This is a genomic window from Variovorax palleresanus, assembly GCF_051144945.1.
Taxonomy (GTDB): Bacteria; Pseudomonadota; Gammaproteobacteria; order Burkholderiales; family Burkholderiaceae_C; genus Variovorax; species Variovorax paradoxus_S.
Window position 1 is genome coordinate 1,767,110 of the sequence record NZ_JBJNVP010000002.1, and the last position, 14,650, is coordinate 1,781,759.

A 14,650-nucleotide genomic window follows, 5' to 3' on the forward strand; every position below is an offset into this window, starting at 1 on the left:
TATCTATCTATTCTTTACGACTGATGGTGGACACGGCGGGATTCGAACCCGCATCAATACGGCGACCATGGTGTTTGAGTCCGATGGCCCAGTCGACGATTGGAAACGCGCGCCAGTGACAGACCCGTCATCGGAGCCAGCACCTGCATCCTCAACCTTGCTCGTCAACCGGCTTTCCCGCCGCATCCGGTGCTACCCGGACTGCCGGCAATAACAACATTTTTGGCAGTGGCGCTCCCTTCTGTGCCTGCGCGCCCGAAAACAAAAAAAGCAGCGACGAAAATCGGCGAAACAGTCGTGCTCTACCACTGAGCTACGGTCTTGCGACCGGCGGGATTCGAACCCGCGACCCCGAGCGTTGTAGGCTGTAGTTCCGCCAGCATTCGCTGCAAAAAAACAGTGCGACAAGGATGGCAAGACATGCCCACCAGCGAGCCGGTGTTGGGGTTCGACCCCCGGGCGTCCAGATGTAGTCCTGCCTGCATTCGCACAAAAACCTCATCCCCGTTCGGCGACAAACATTCGATGCGAGGAAGAACATGGTTGGATGTACTCGCATCTGCATTCGCCGAACGACGACGTTCAATTTCTTCGGATCGGGCACCGCGGGCAAGGCCCACGGCGCCCTCTCACTTTTCTCTCAGATCGAAGTCTCTTCGATCACTCCCACCCAGTGCTCGGCGCCCAGGCCACCCGCGGCATACACCGCCAGCAGCTTGAACACTTCGTCGCTGAAGCCGCCGATGTTCAGCACATCGTCACGCTCCTGCGCCTGGGTGGTCGCATAGGGCTGGATGTCGATGCACACCATCCGCGCCTTCGGGTTGCGTTGCTTGAACGCAGCCCACTCCTGCATGGTCGCGGTTCCGCGGCCACGTGCAGGGTCGGCCCACGATTCGTTGTCCGACACCAGCACCACCAGATCGGCCTGCGCCTTCTCCTTGTTCAGCAGCGCCAAGGGCGCGCTGCACGAGGTTCCGCCACCACCGACCGCCGCCAGCTTGGCCGCGTTGGTCATCACCGAATCACGCGGATTCAGCTTCAGCGACACCACCTTCGTCTCGAAGGGCAGCACACGCGCATCCGCATTGCGGCGCAGCACGGCGGCAGCCACCAGCGCGGCCACGTCGATGCAGCGCACCGCCGACGTTGCCGAACCGCGGTGGCCCGTCACCGGCGAGCTCATGGAGCCCGACACGTCGGGGCACACCACCACGCGGCCCTCGAATGCCGGCACGTTGGCCAGCGCGAGTTCCATCGCGTCCTGCAGCGCTTCCTTCACCACGTGCGGCACCTCGGCGCCGGTTGCGGTGAAGGCCGCCATCAGCTGGTACGGCAGCACGCGCGCCTTGGCCACCGCCTGCGGGTCACGCAGCTTGGCTGCCACCGCCTCCGCGAGGCCCGGCAGCTCGAACACGCCATGGCGCGCAAAGGTGTTCAGGTTCTGACGCACCATCTGCCACGATCCGCGCTGCGCGATCTGCGCCCAAGCCCGTGCGTCCAGCTCCAGCGCAGTCAGCATCTGAAACGGCACGTCGGCTACTTCGAGCGAACGGTAGCGCTTGTAGCGTTCGAAAGCCTGCGTCACAGGAGGCAGCGCCTCCAGCGTATACGGACGATCGATCAGCCATGCGAACCACGCGGCGCGCCAGGCTTCGGCGGGCTTGGGGTGAACCATCTTCACCACGTCGGCCAGCGACGGCGTGTTGCCCACGGACGCATTCAGCAGCTGCGCTTCGGTCGCTTCGAGCAGCCATTGCTGCACGAGCTTCTTCGGACGCGTACCGAGCGACTTGCGGCCGACGGCGCCGGAACGCAGCATCTGCACGAAGTTGCGCAGCATCTTGCCGTTGTCCACCACGCGGGGGAAAACCTTGGCGAGCAGCGCCACGTCGCGCACCGCCAGCGTGGCGGCCAGCAGCGCCGGCATGTCCTTCATGTGGCCGGCGCGGCGGGCGTACACAGCCGTCTTGGCCACGAACACCGGATCGACTTCGCGGGCCAGGGCCAGCACGGCATCGAGCTGGTCCTGCGCTTGTGCGTAGAAGGTGTTGCTCAGGCAACCGGTGGCCGCGAGCTGCGCCAGCTGGTGCTTGGGCGACAGCGAATAGGCCACGCCGCCCGCTTCGTTGAGCGCGTCGGCCGCAGGTAGTTGTGCGCCGCGGCGGGTCTTGAAAAGCTGAAGGTTTGCCATGGTGACTTCTCCTCGGGGTTCTCTTTTTTTCGATTTCGTATCTGGGTATGCACTCCTTATTGCAACGGGTGTGCCAAGTACCGGCCACCGGACGCAGCGGGCACTCAACTCATTGATTTCAAAAGAGATTTTTTGATTGAGAGCGGATTTCATCGAGCTCTACGTGCAGTTTTTATCCATAGTTCTTATAATTTCGGATAGTCTTTTATCCAAACCAATGAAGAAACCCACCGTCGTCATCGGCTTCCTCGGCACGCAGCTCGATGCCGGACAAGGCACCGGCCGCTGGGAGAAGTGGCGCCCCACCGTCTCGCTGGCCCAGCACGACGACATGGTCGTCTCGCGCATGGAGCTGCTCTACACGCTGAAGCACAAGGCGCTTGCCGAGGTGGTCAGGGCCGACATCGCCACCGTGTCACCCGAGACGCAGGTCAACCTCGTTCCCGTCGATCTGGAGGACCCCTGGGATTTCGGCGAGGTCTACACCCGCCTCTACGACTGGGCGCGCGCCTATCCTTTCGACACCGAGCGCGAGCAGTACTGGGCGCACATCACCACCGGCACGCACGTGGCGCAGATCTGCATGTTCCTGCTGGCCGAATCGCGCGTGGTTCCGGGCGTGCTTGCGCAGACCTCGCCGCCCAAGCGGCAGCGCGCGGGCAATCCGGGCGAGATCGCGCTGATCGATCTCGACCTGTCGCGCTACGACGCCATCGCGCGGCGCTTCGATGCCGAGCAGCGCGATGCGGTCGCCTTCCTGAAGAGCGGCATCGCCACGCGCAATGCGCGCTTCAATGCGCTCATCGACGAGATCGAGCGCGTGGCCGTGCGTTCGCGCGCGCCGATATTGCTGGTGGGTCCGACCGGCGCGGGCAAGTCGTTCCTGGCGCGGCGCATGTTCGAGCTCAAGCAGGCGCGCCACCAGATGACCGGGCCGTTCGTGGAAGTGAACTGCGCCACGCTGCGCGGCGACGGTGCCGCATCCACGCTGTTCGGCCACAAGAAGGGCGCGTTCACCGGCGCGGCGGGCGAGCGCGCGGGCCTGCTGCGCACGGCGCACCAGGGCGCGCTCTTTCTCGACGAGATCGGCGAACTCGGCCTGGACGAACAGGCCATGCTGCTCAAGGCCATCGAGGAAAAGCGCTTCTTCCCGGTCGGCGCCGACAAGGAAGTGGAAAGCGACTTCCAGCTCATTGCCGGCACCAACCGCGATCTGCGCAGCGACGTGGCGGGCGGGCGTTTTCGCGAAGACCTGTTCGCGCGCATCAACCTCTGGACCTACGACCTGCCCGGCCTCGCGCAGCGGCCCGAAGACATCGAACCGAACATCGACCACCTGCTGGCCATCCACGCGAGCGAAAGCCATCGCGTCGTGCGCTTCAATGCCGAAGCGCGCGCGGCCTACCTGCGCTTTGCGCAGAGCGGCGAGGCGCTGTGGTGCGGCAATTTTCGCGACCTCTCGGCCAGCGTGACGCGGCTGGCCACGCTGGCGGACGGCGGCCGCATTCCGGTGGCGCTGGTCGAGGCCGAGATTGCGCGGCTGCGCTGGCTGTGGAACCGCGAAGGCCCGGCGAAGCGTGGCAAAGACGCCGCCGATGTCGACCTCGACGCCCTGCTCGGCACCGAACGCGCTGCCGCGCTCGACCTGTTCGACCGGCTGCAACTCGAAGCGGTGGTGCACGTGTGCCGCGAATCGCGCAGCCTGTCGGACGCGGGCCGCCAGCTCTTCCAGGCCTCCCGCGCGCAGCGCAGCGTGGTGAACGATGCCGACCGGCTGCGAAAGTACCTGGCGAAACACGGGCTCGAATGGAGCCGCATCGCCGCGGACTGACTGAGCTATCCTCCGCCCGGATGGCCATCTGCGCATTCGGCCGCACTCTAGGAGAAAACTCATGTCGCTGACGGTGCTCCTGCGATGCCACGATCTGGCCGCGACCCGAACCTTCTACGCCGATGCCCTCGGCTTCGCGGCCACCCCATCGGCGGAAAAGACCCTGACGGTCGAGAAACAGGGCAGCAAGCTCGTCTTCACGCAGCAGGATCTCTGGAAGACCCCGCCCATCTGCTCCGGCACTTTGTATTTCACCGTGGCGGATGCGGCCGGCTACTACGCGGCCATCAAGGACAAAGTGCCCATCGCGTGGCCGCTGCAGAACATGCCATACGGCTCCAGCGAATTCGGAGTTGTCGATTGCAACGGCTATCACCTCGCTTTCCAGCAACAGGCCTGAGCGGTCGATCTGGAATGCGCCCCACGCAGCTGCGCTTCTTCTTCAGGGAAAACAATCGATGATGAACTGGAAGCCGGCGCTGTTCGCCCTGCCCCTGTTCCTCACCGGCTGCGTCCAGTCGATGTTCTATTACCCCGACCGCGTGCGCTACGAGACGCCCGGCGCGCTCGGGTTGCGCTACGAGGCGGTGGAGTTCCGGAGCACCGACGGCACGCGCCTCAGCGGCTGGTTCATTCCAGCGAAGAATCGCCAGAGCCCGAAGGAAGCCAAGGGCACGGTGGTGCATTTCCATGGCAACGCGCAGAACATGTCGTCGCACTGGCGCTTCGTGGCGTGGCTGCCGACGCAGGACTTCAACGTGTTCGTGTTCGACTACCGAGGCTACGGCCAGTCCGAAGGCAAGCCTGAGCCCAAGGGTGTGTACGAAGATTCCAGCGCCGCACTGAACCATGTGCGATCCCGTGCCGACGTCGACCCCGAGCGCCTCTTCATCTTCGGCCAGAGCCTGGGGGGCACCAACGCCGTCGCGGTGGTGGGCTCGGGCAACCGGGCCGGCGTGAAGGCGGCGGCCATCGAGTCGACCTTCTATTCGTATTCGTCGATTGCCAACGAGAAGCTCCCGGGTGCCGGGCTGCTGGTGAGCGACGAATACGCGGCGTCGAAATTCATCGGCGCCATTTCGCCCATCCCGCTGCTTCTGATCCACGGCACCGACGATCCGGTGATTCCGCATTCGCATTCGCGGCGCCTGCTGGACGCCGCAGGCGAGCCCAAGCGCCTGCTCGAAGTGGCTGGCGCGGGGCACCTGGAGCCGATGACCGAGCGCTTCGGCACCACGTACCAGCGCGCGCTGGTCGAATTTTTCGACGCCTCGCTGCGTCCACGGCAACCATGAAGCACTTCGACGAAACCGCCACGCGCGAGCCGCTGGCCTTTGCACGGCTCGTGCCCGCGCTGCGCGCCGCCTTCGCGGCCGAGGCGCATGTGCCGCCGCGCCATGTGCACAGCATCGAGACGGCCGGCGGCGACAAGGGCACCGTGCTCATCATGCCGGCGTGGAGCGACGCGGGGTTTCTGGGCATCAAGACCATCAACGTCTTCCCGGGCAACAGCGCGCGCGGCCTGCCCGGCCTGCATGCCACCTATGTGCTGTACGACGCGCGCACCGGCGTTCCGCTGGCGATGATGGACGGCAACGAACTCACGGCACGCCGCACGGCCGCCGCGTCGGCGCTGGGCGCCTCGTTCCTGGCACGGGGCGATGCGCGCCGCTTGCTGGTGCTGGGCACCGGCCGCATCGCACGGCTGCTGCCCGCCGCGCATGCCAGCGTGCGCCCCATCGACGAGGTGCACGTGTGGAACCATCGGCCCGAAAGCGCCGAGGCCCTGGCGGCGCAATGGCGCGCGGAAGGGATCAATGCCCAAGCCGCCACCCAGCTCGAAGCTGCGGTGCGCGAGGCCGACATCGTGAGCTGCGCCACGCTGGCGACCGCGCCGCTGGTGCGCGGTGAATGGCTCGCGCCGGGCTCGCACCTGGACCTGATCGGCAGCTTCACACCCGCCATGCGCGAGGCCGATGCGCGCTGCTTCGAGGGTGCGCGCACCTTCATCGACACCGCCGAGGCGCTGCAGAAGGCCGGCGAACTGCTCGATGCCATCGCAGCCGGCACGCTGCGCGCCGATGCGGTGCAAGGCACGCTGGCCGCACTCTGCCGGGGCGAACGAAACGGCCGCACGGGCAGCGATGAGCGCACCGTGTTCAAGGCGGTGGGCAGCGCGCTCGAAGACCTGACGGCCGCCACGCTGGTCTGGCAGCACGCCGGATCGCCCTCTGCCTAAGGCTTAAGGACTAGAAAGCGGTCGCCGGCCGTCCGGGGAGATAGCCTTTGGCTGACACGCGCATACGTCATGCAGCTGATGGCACGGCTTTTGCGCTGAAGCTAACCTGATGCTCATACCAAGAGATTCAGAGGCCAGCCGCATGCTCACCATTTTTCAGAAAGCCACCATCCTCAGCAAAGCTGGTTTCGAAGTGCCCGCCTGCCCGGCCGTAGACACGTCGACATCGCCGACCAGCGCCGTTTCCCAGAAGATGCAGGAGTGGGGCAAAGCCATCGAAACCATGTATGTGACCTACGTCGCAGCCCGTGCGGCCAAGAGCCTGCGAGATGCCGAAGAGTCCCGCCAGACCGACATGCTGCGCCGGCTTTCGCTGAACGCCGGGGCCGCCTGACCCCAGCCGAACCCCTTCGGGCTCAGCCGAAGGTGAACGCATAGGCCTGGGCGCCGGCGTCCAGAAACTCGATCTCGAACAGGCGCTCCTTCGCGCCAGCCGCCTGGCGTACCAGCTGATACAGCTTCTGTGCCTCGACCACCCCGTGGCCCTGCGCATCGGTGTCCGAGCCGTGGTCCGCAAGCGGCGGCTTTCCATCGACCCGCACCCTGAAGCGCACCGGCTTGCCATTGGCCGCGGGCCCGAGCACCAGATGCAAGTCGCGCGCCTGGAAGCGATAGGCGATCCGTCCGCCGGCACCGTTCAGCACGGCGCGCTCGGCCTCCACCGTCCAGTCGCCGGCCAGTGCCCACTGGTTGGTGCGCAGTGAGGACGAAGCAGGCTGGTAGACCTTCGCATGGTCCCGCGCGATGCCGCCGGGCGATGCAAAGCCGTGCGCACGCTCGTGGCCCAGGTAGGTCTCGCCGGACAGGGCTGGCTCCGTGCCGGGCGCGGCCTGGGTGCCCTGCCCCAGCGGCGCCACCAACCCGGTGGCGATGCGGGTCTTCTGCCCCGCCTCGGCCAGCAGCTGCTGGATGACCAGCTCGGCCTTGTCGTACCGGTTCTCGCCGAACTGGTGATGGCGGATGCGCCCCTTTGCATCGACGAAGTAGAACGCGGGCCAGGCGCGGTTGTCGAAGCCGCGCCAGATGGCGAAGTCGTTGTCCATGGCCACCGGAAAGTCGATGCCCAGGTCTTTGGTTGCCTTGCGCACGTTGGCCGAGCGCTTCTCGAACGCGAACTCCGGCGTGTGCACGCCGATGACCACCAGGCCGGCGTCCCTGTATTTTTCGGCCCATGCGCGAACGTAAGGCAGCGTGCGCAGGCAGTTGATGCACGAATAAGTCCAGAAGTCGACCAGCACCACCTTGCCGCGCAACGCCTCGGGCGTCAGGGGCGCGGTGTTGATCCATTCGGTGGCGCCGGCAAGCGAAGGAAAGTTGCCTTCGACCTTGAGCGCGCGCATGGGCACCGTGGCCGGGCGGTCTTCCTTTTCCGACACGCGCACGAGGCCCGTGTCTTCGCGCAGCGCGACCGGTTCAGCCAACGGCTCGCGCGAAGGCTGCGGCGGGTCTTTCTTGATTTTTTCCACCAGCGCCTGCTCCAGCGCCGACGTGGTGCCCACCGACAGGCGTGCGAGCAGCCCGGTATCCAGCCCCAGCGCAATGGCACCCACGCCCACCAGCACGGCAGCGCCCGCCACGCGCCGCACCCATTCGCCGGTATGCAGCGAACGCTTCATGGCCGTGAGCAACCGCCCGCCGAAGAGCAGCGCGGCGGCGAGCGACGTGCAGGCACCGGCGGCGTAGGCGAGCAGCAGCAGCGAGGTACCGACGCTCGCGCCATTGAGCGCCGCGCCGGTCAGGATCAGGCCGAGGATCGGGCCCGCGCATGGCGCCCACAGCAGGCCCGTGCCCACGCCCAGCAACAGCGGCGAGAACGCCGAGGCGGTGCCCGCGCCCGCATGGCCGTGCGGCTCGGACATGCGCAGCCCCAGCGCCACCAGCGGCCGGGTCATGCGATCGGCGACGGCCGGGAACAGCAGCGTCGCGCCGAACAGCGCGAGCATTGCCAGGGCGGCGTGGCGCCCGTACTCGTTGAGCGTGACGATCCAGCCGCCGCCCACCGCGGCCAGCGTGGCCACGGCGGCAAAGGCCAACGCCATGCCCAGCAGCATGGGCAGGCCGTGCGAGCGAAACGGGCGGTCGGCGCGCGCAAACACGAAAGGCAGCACCGGCAGGATGCAGGGGCTCAGGATGGTGAGCACCCCGCCCAGGTAGGCAACGAGGAGAATGAGCATGATGTCGGTCGTCCGGGACGGGTGGATTCAGCGAGCGGGCGCGGTGGCCAGCGCGAGCCGTGCCTCCAGTCCACCTTCGGGTCGGTTGTGCAGCGTGAGCTCGGCGCCCATGGCCATGGCCAGCTGGTGGGCAATGGCCAGGCCCAGCCCGGTACCGCCGGTGCTGCGGTTGCGCGAACTCTCGACGCGGTAGAAGGGCTTGAGCACCGCCTCCAGCTCATCGGGGGGAATGCCCGGCCCGTTGTCGAGCACGCTCAGCACCAACTGGCCGCCTTCGGCATGTACGCGGAGGCGCACGTCGCTGCCGAACTTCAGCGCGTTGTCGATCAGGTTCATCAAGATCCTGCGCAGCGCGTTGGGTCGGCTCACGATGGGCGCGCCGGCCTTGCCTTCGAGCCGAACCGGCTGGCCCACGTCTTCGTAGTCGGCCACCATGCTTTCGAGCAGCGCATCGGCATCGATACGCAGCGGCGGCTCGGTCGCGCCGTGGAGCGTGCGCGCATAGGTCACGCCTTCGCGCACCAGCGAGTGCATGGCGTCGAGGTCCTGGCGGAACTTCTCGCGGTCGTGTTCGTTGTCCATCAGGTCGGTGCGCAGCCGCATGCGCGTGATGGGCGTCTGCAGGTCGTGCGAAATGGCCGCCAGAATCTCGACCCGCTCGGCCATGTAGCCCGCAATGCGCTGCTGCATGGCGTTGAAGGCGCGCGCCGCATGCGCCACTTCGGTCGGGCCTTCTTCCGCGAGCGCCTGGGCCTTCAGGTCGGGCCCCAGGTCGTCGGCCGCCGCGGACAGCTGCGCGAGCGGACGCGTGACCAGCCGAACCGCATACCAGGCGCAAACGGCCAGCACCAGCAGCTGAACGACCAGCACCCACATGACCCAGCCCGACACCGGCATGCCCACGCGCATGGCATGAACCACCACCGAAGACCCGTCGCTCAGGCGCACCTGGATCTGCAGGCCCTCGGGCGGCCAGGCCACCTCGCCGACCTTGACGATTTCGAACGGGCGCATCGCATCGGCGATGGCCGCGGCAAACTGCCGCGAAGGCTGCGAGCCAGGCTCGGTGCCCTCTGCGCTGCCGCCCAGCACGAAGCGGTAGTTGCGCCGCTCCAGCCGGTCGAGCCAGCCGGCGCGTTCCGCCGCGGGCAGGCGGTCGAGGATGGCGACCGAGCTTGCGATGTCGCGCTCGATGCCGATCATCATCAGCTCGCGAAGCGCCAGGTTCCGCTCGTAGCGGATGGCCGCGAAGGTAAGAAGCTGCGCGACGGCCAGGCCCACCACGATGATCAGCGTCACGCGATAGAACAGCGAACCGGGCAGCATCCGGCGCCAGCCCCGGGCGGCCATGCCCCCACCGGCGGCACTTGCGGCACCAGACGGGTTCGCGGAAGGATTCGCGGGAGTGGACATGCGCACCTCTTGTTTATGAATACCGCTGGCTCACACCAGGTGGATGGCAACGTCGATGTTGCCCCGGGTGGCCTTGGAGTATGGGCAGGTCTGATGCGCCGCGTCCGTCAGTGCTTTTGCCACTTCGCGGTCGAGGCCCGGCAGGCTCACGTTGAGGCGCGCCTGCAAAAAGTACTCGGTGCCCGCCGCGCCGAGGTCGACTTCGGCATCGACGGCCAGGTCGGGCGGCAGCGTGACCTTCATCTTGCCGGCCGCCTTGCCCATCGCGCCGATGAAGCAGGCCGACCAGCCGGCGGCAAACAGCTGCTCGGGATTGGTGCCGCTGCCCGCACTGCCGGGTGACGAAAGCTTGATGTCGAGCCGGCCGTCGGAGCTGCGCGCTTCGCCGTCGCGGCCGCCCGAAGAGGTGTGGGTCTTGCCGGTGTAGAGAACTTTTTCGATGCGGGACATGGTGATTCCTTGGGAGTGGTTGGTTGGGAACGGACGGATTGTTGGGCCGCCTCTCCCCTGCCAACGCACATTGCGTATGCCTGTGTATCCGCGCGATAAATCCACACACTACGTTTCACCGCGGCACGGCTGCGGCACATTGGCGGCATCGTGACGCCCCCGAGCATCGCGGTCTGCAAGGCTTTCATGCGTCCGCTTTGTATGCCTGTGTATCTGCGGCCGCAGAAGTACACGGGCATACAAGAACACCCTTTTCTCGACACATGGCAAATACATGCCGCGAATCCAATGGCGCATCGATTCATCCGAGCAACCAACTAACGCCAAGGAAACGCACATGTCGAATGAAGCAGTCAACCGCCAACGCCGATTTCTCCTCGGAGGCGCCGTTGCCGGCGTCGCCGCCGCGGAGCTGGCATTCATGGGCGCGGCCCACGCGGCCCCAACGCCGGCGGGCAAGCCGCAGAAGCTCGGCCCCATCAAGCAGGTCAAGGCCGGCGAACTCGACGTCGGCTACTACGAGGCCGGTCCCGCAGACGGCATTCCGGTGCTGCTGATGCATGGCTACCCCTATGACATCCACAGCTACGCCGAGGTGGCGCCGCTGCTTGCCGCGCGCGGCTGCCGCGTGATCGTGCCGCACCTGCGCGGCCACGGCAGCACGCGCTTTCTGGACAGCGGCAACCCGCGCTCGGCCCAGCAATCGGCGGTGGCGCTGGACCAGATTGCGTTGCTCGACGCATTGAACATCGACCGCGCCGTGATGGTCGGCTACGACTGGGGCGCGCGCACCGCCTGCATCATTGCGGCGCTCTAGCCGGAGCGCTGCCTGGGCCTGCTCTCGGTGAACGGCTACATCATGACCAACCTGCCGGGCAACAAGCTGCCGCTGCCCGCCAAGGCGGAACACGGCTGGTGGTACCAGTACTACTTTGCAACCGAGCGCGGCCGCCTCGGCCTGGAGGCCAACCGGCGCGACATCGCACGCATCCTGTGGACTACCAATTCACCCAAGTGGGCCTATGACGAGGCCACCTTCGAGCGCACCGCCGCATCGTTCGACAATCCGGACTACGTGCAGATCGTGATTCACAACTACCGCTGGCGCCTGAGCCTCGCGGACGGCTTTCCCAAGTACGCCGAACTGGAGAAGCGTCTTGCCACCTTGCCGACCATCGGCGTGCCCACCATCACCATGGACGGCGATTCCGACGGCGTGGTGCCCGCAACCGATGGCAAGGCCTATGCCGCCAAGTTCACCGGCCCGCGCTCGCACCTGATCGTGAACGCCGGCCACAACGTGCCGCAGGAAGCACCCGAGGCGTTTGCCGATGCGGTGTGGAAGCTGGCATCCGCGCGGCACTGAGCTCCAACCATACCGGGCGTGCGCGCAACATAATGTCGCGCGCCCCCCATCTTTTCCGCTCGATGCCATGACGCCAAAGACTTCGGACCACATCCTCATCGTCGACGACGACCGGGAAATTCGCGAGCTGCTCACGACCTACCTGGTGAAGAACGGCTTGCGCGTGGTCGCGGTGCCCACCGGCCGGCACATGCGCGCGGCGCTGGAGGAGTCGGGCCCGTTCGACCTGATCATTCTCGACCTGATGCTGCCCGGCGAAGACGGACTCACGCTCTGCCGCGACCTGCGCACCGGCAAATACAAGGCGACGCCCATCCTCATGCTGACCGCGCGCAGCGAAGAGGCCGACCGCATCCTGGGCCTTGAAATGGGCGCCGACGATTACCTGGCCAAGCCGTTTTCAGCGCGCGAGCTGCTCGCGCGCATTCGCGCCGTGATGCGCCGCACGCGCATGCTGCCGCCGAACATGGGCGCCATCGAGTCCGCACAGAAACTGGGGTTCGGCGAATGGCAGGTCGACACGGTGGCGCGCCACCTGATCGACGACAGCGGCGTGATGGTGGCGCTGAGCGGCGCCGAGTACCGGCTGCTGCGCGTGTTTCTCGACCACCCGCAAAAGGTGCTGAGCCGCGACCAGCTGCTGAGCCTCACCCAAGGCCGCGAAGCCGAGCTCTTCGAGCGCTCCATCGACCTGCTCGTGAGCCGGCTGCGCCAGCGCCTGCGCGACGATGCGCGCGAGCCCCGCTACATCAAGACTGTGCGCAGCGAAGGCTACGTCTTCGCTTCGGCGGTCGAGGCGAGAGACTGACCGACGCGACGCACTGGCAGTGGGTCGGGTTGCGCACCTCGTGCGCCACGCCGCCTGCAAAGAACAGCAGGGCGAACCAGAGCTTCTTCATTTCGGGCCGCTCGGCGCATTGGCAGCGGTTGCATTCGAAGGCTCCGCAAGCAGCGCCTGGATCTTCTTCTCGGTGGTGCCGTAGCTGCCTTCGCCAAAGTGCGAATAGGCGATGCGTCCCTGTTTGTCGATCAGGTACACGGCGGGCCAGTACTGGTTGTTGAAGGCCTTCCAGGTTCCGTAGCTGTTGTCTTGCGCCACCGCATGCTTGATCTGCAGGCGCTGGATGGCGTCCTTCACGTTCTTGGTCGATTTCTCGAACGCGAACTCCGGCGTGTGCACGCCCACCACGGTCAGGCCCTTGTCCTTGTATTTCTCGTGCCATTCCTTCACGTGCGGCAGGTGATTCAGGCAGTTGATGCAGGTGTAGGTCCAGAAGTCGACCAGCACCACCTGGCCGCGCAGCGCTTCGAGCTTGAGCGGCGGCGAGTTGAGCCAGGTGTCGATGGCCTGGAACTCCGGCGCAGCGCGCGCCACGCCCGCGGGCGCGTCACCGCCCATCGGCGGCGCGGCAAAAGTCAATGCAGCCACCGACGCGGCAATGGCCGCGCCAATGGCAATGCGGGAGAGCTTCATGGTGATTTCCTCGGTGCGATGCGCAACGCGCGCTGGTGAATGACGGGCGGATTGTTTTCCGCCCGTCGAGCCCCTGGCACACATTGCGTATGCCTCTGTGTCGAGGCTGGAAATCGACACACTACGTTGCACGAGGCGGGTGTGCGCGCCCCGTCTCCATCGAGCCAATCGGCCGGGCAGCAGGCTGCGCCCGGCGCGGCTCTCAGACCCGTTCCAGGATCACCGCAATGCCCTGACCCACGCCGATGCACATGGTGCACAGCGCATAGCGGCCGCCGCCCTTGTGCAGCTGGTTCACCGCGGTGGTTGCAAGGCGCGCACCGCTGGCGCCCAGCGGATGGCCGAGCGCAATGGCGCCGCCGTTGATGTTGACGCGCGCGTCGTCGTCCTGGAGGCCCAGCAGGCGCAGCACGGCGAGGCCTTGCGCCGCGAAGGCTTCGTTGAGTTCGATCACGTCGATCTGGTCGATGGTGAGGCCGGTGAGCGCCAGCACCTTCTGCGTGGCGGGCGCGGGGCCGATGCCCATCACGCGCGGCGCCACGCCGGCAGTGGCCATGCCGACCACGCGGGCGCGCGGCGTCAAGCCATGCTTGGCCGCGCTGGCTTCGTCGGCCAGAATCAGCGCGCAGGCGCCGTCGTTCACGCCGCTGGCGTTGCCGGCCGTCACGGTGCCATCGGGGCGCACCACGCCCTTCAGCTTGGCGAGCGACTCCATGCTGGTTTCACGCGGATGCTCGTCCTTGTTGACGATGATGGCGTCGCCCTTTTTCTGCGGCACGCTCACGGGCACGATCTCCGCGTCGAAGAAGCCGGACTTCTGCGAGGCCACGGCGCGCAACTGCGAGTTGAGCGCCATCAGGTCTTGCGCTTCGCGCTCGATCTTGTGGTCCGTGGCCACGTTCTCGGCCGTCTCGGGCATGGAGTCGACGCCGTACTGCGCCTTCATGAGCTTGTTGACGAAGCGCCAGCCGATGGTGGTGTCGTACACCGCGTTGTTGCGGCTGAAGGCGCTCTCGGCCTTGGGCATGACGAAGGGCGCGCGGCTCATGCTTTCGACGCCACCGGCGATCATGAGGCCGGCTTCACCGGCGCGGATGGCACGGGCGGCCGTGCCCACCGCATCGAGGCCGGAGCCGCACAGGCGGTTGATGGTGGCACCGCCCAGTTCGAGCGGCAGGCCCGCCAGCAGCGCCGACATGCGCGCCACGTTGCGGTTGTCTTCGCCGGCCTGGTTGGCGCAGCCGTAGAGCACGTCGCCCACGGCCTGCCAGTCGACGTTCTTGTTGCGTTCCATCAGCGCCCTGAGCGGCACGGCGCCGAGGTCGTCGGCGCGCACGCTGCTGAGCGAACCGCCGTAGCGGCCGAAGGGGGTGCGGACTGCGTCGCAGATGAAGGCTTGGTTGGTCATGGTGTGTCTCGTTGGAAGTGAATCGAACTCTGAAGCCCGCT

At 66.6% G+C, this 14,650-nt stretch carries 12 protein-coding genes and 1 pseudogene; 7 read left to right on the plus strand and 6 right to left on the minus strand.

Annotated elements, in window-relative coordinates; translation table 11 throughout:
• Window positions 1–640: 640 nt before the first annotated feature.
• Entirely contained in the window at window positions 641–2,194 is a 1,554-nt protein-coding gene (locus ACJ7Z0_RS12155) for a vWA domain-containing protein (protein ID WP_434790050.1), read from the minus strand.
• 217 nt (window positions 2,195–2,411) lie between these two features.
• Here ACJ7Z0_RS12155 and rtcR point away from each other — a divergent pair, with 217 nt between their 5' ends.
• The 5 genes from rtcR to ACJ7Z0_RS12180 all read left to right on the plus strand — a co-directional run bounded on the left by rtcR (window position 2,412) and on the right by ACJ7Z0_RS12180 (window position 6,658).
• Window positions 2,412–4,025: an RNA repair transcriptional activator RtcR gene (rtcR, locus tag ACJ7Z0_RS12160; protein WP_434790051.1), complete on the plus strand. Its 1,614-nt coding sequence runs from the start codon at window positions 2,412–2,414 to the stop codon at window positions 4,023–4,025.
• Between the two features lie 61 nt (window positions 4,026–4,086).
• The gene (locus ACJ7Z0_RS12165; protein WP_434790052.1) at window positions 4,087–4,425 is read left to right on the plus strand and encodes a VOC family protein; all 339 of its coding nucleotides are present in this window, start codon (window positions 4,087–4,089) and stop codon (window positions 4,423–4,425) included.
• 58 nt (window positions 4,426–4,483) lie between these two features.
• A complete protein-coding gene (locus tag ACJ7Z0_RS12170) occupies window positions 4,484–5,320 on the plus strand; it encodes an alpha/beta hydrolase (RefSeq protein WP_434790053.1) in 837 nt (278 codons plus the stop codon).
• Window positions 5,317–6,264 (plus strand): bifunctional Delta(1)-pyrroline-2-carboxylate/Delta(1)-piperideine-2-carboxylate reductase, encoded by a 948-nt coding sequence (lhpI, locus tag ACJ7Z0_RS12175; RefSeq protein ID WP_434790054.1) that lies wholly within the window; start codon window positions 5,317–5,319, stop codon window positions 6,262–6,264. The genes ACJ7Z0_RS12170 and lhpI overlap by 4 nt, the downstream gene beginning before the upstream one ends.
• Window positions 6,265–6,406: 142 nt before the next feature.
• Complete coding sequence (locus ACJ7Z0_RS12180) at window positions 6,407–6,658, plus strand: hypothetical protein (protein WP_431127774.1); 252 nt, start codon at window positions 6,407–6,409, stop codon at window positions 6,656–6,658.
• 22 nt (window positions 6,659–6,680) lie between these two features.
• On the opposite strand, the gene ACJ7Z0_RS12185 is transcribed toward ACJ7Z0_RS12180, so the two are convergent.
• The 3 genes from ACJ7Z0_RS12185 to ACJ7Z0_RS12195 are packed head-to-tail and all read right to left on the minus strand — an operon-like array spanning window position 6,681 to window position 10,361.
• Complete coding sequence (locus ACJ7Z0_RS12185) at window positions 6,681–8,498, minus strand: cytochrome c biogenesis protein DipZ (RefSeq protein WP_434790055.1); 1,818 nt, start codon at window positions 8,496–8,498, stop codon at window positions 6,681–6,683.
• Window positions 8,499–8,525: 27 nt separating this feature from the next.
• Window positions 8,526–9,911: a sensor histidine kinase gene (locus ACJ7Z0_RS12190; RefSeq protein ID WP_434790056.1), complete on the minus strand. Its 1,386-nt coding sequence runs from the start codon at window positions 9,909–9,911 to the stop codon at window positions 8,526–8,528.
• A gap of 30 nt (window positions 9,912–9,941) precedes the next feature.
• On the minus strand, window positions 9,942–10,361 hold the full coding sequence (locus tag ACJ7Z0_RS12195) for an organic hydroperoxide resistance protein (RefSeq protein ID WP_431127765.1): 420 nt from the start codon (window positions 10,359–10,361) through the stop codon (window positions 9,942–9,944).
• Between the two features lie 337 nt (window positions 10,362–10,698).
• Between ACJ7Z0_RS12195 and ACJ7Z0_RS12200 the strand changes: the two are divergent.
• Together ACJ7Z0_RS12200 and ACJ7Z0_RS12205 are read left to right on the plus strand one after the other, a co-directional pair.
• Window positions 10,699–11,727 (plus strand): annotated as a pseudogene (locus ACJ7Z0_RS12200) (alpha/beta fold hydrolase).
• 67 nt (window positions 11,728–11,794) lie between these two features.
• Window positions 11,795–12,535 carry a response regulator gene (locus ACJ7Z0_RS12205; RefSeq protein ID WP_434790057.1) on the plus strand — a complete coding sequence of 247 codons (741 nt, stop codon included), beginning with the start codon at window positions 11,795–11,797 and terminating at the stop codon, window positions 12,533–12,535.
• 87 nt (window positions 12,536–12,622) lie between these two features.
• Here ACJ7Z0_RS12205 and ACJ7Z0_RS12210 read toward each other — a convergent pair whose 3' ends face one another.
• Together ACJ7Z0_RS12210 and pcaF are read right to left on the minus strand one after the other, a co-directional pair.
• Entirely contained in the window at window positions 12,623–13,201 is a 579-nt protein-coding gene (locus tag ACJ7Z0_RS12210) for a thioredoxin family protein (RefSeq protein ID WP_434790058.1), read from the minus strand.
• 202 nt (window positions 13,202–13,403) lie between these two features.
• Window positions 13,404–14,609, minus strand: a complete 1,206-nt coding sequence (gene pcaF / locus ACJ7Z0_RS12215; RefSeq protein ID WP_434790059.1) for a 3-oxoadipyl-CoA thiolase — start codon at window positions 14,607–14,609, stop codon at window positions 13,404–13,406.
• Window positions 14,610–14,650: the final 41 nt, after the last annotated feature.